The following is a 343-nucleotide window of genomic DNA, read 5'->3' on the forward strand; positions in this document are numbered from 1 at the left end:
TCCTGCCCAACGTGATCGGGCCGGTCATCATCCTGGTCATGCTCAACGTGGCCAACAACATCCTGCTCGAGAGCAGCCTGACCTTTCTCGGCCTCGGCGTGGACCCGCTGATCCCCAGCTGGGGCGGCATGCTGGCCGATGGCCGCACCTACATGCAGACCGCCTGGTGGGTCAGCGTCTTCCCGGGCGTGGCCATCATGCTCACGGTGCTGGGCCTGAACCTGCTCGGCGACTGGCTGCGCGACCTGATCGACCCGACCGGAAAACTCTGATGACCGCCCCGCTGCTGCTCGACCTGGCGCTGCCGCGCACCCTGGACCAATGGACGGCGCAGTTCGCGGCC

At 67.3% G+C, this 343-nt stretch carries 1 protein-coding gene; it reads left to right on the forward strand.

Features of this window, described 5'->3' with window-relative positions; translation table 11 throughout:
• The coding region (locus QZH66_RS18890; RefSeq protein WP_305807302.1) for an ABC transporter permease subunit at nucleotides 1-272 on the forward strand (272 nt) is incomplete at its 5' end.
• Between the last annotated feature and the right edge of the window lie 71 nt (nucleotides 273-343).

Origin of the sequence: Stenotrophomonas sp. YIM B06876, from assembly GCF_030711595.1 — a bacterium.
GTDB lineage: Bacteria > Pseudomonadota > Gammaproteobacteria > Xanthomonadales > Xanthomonadaceae > Stenotrophomonas.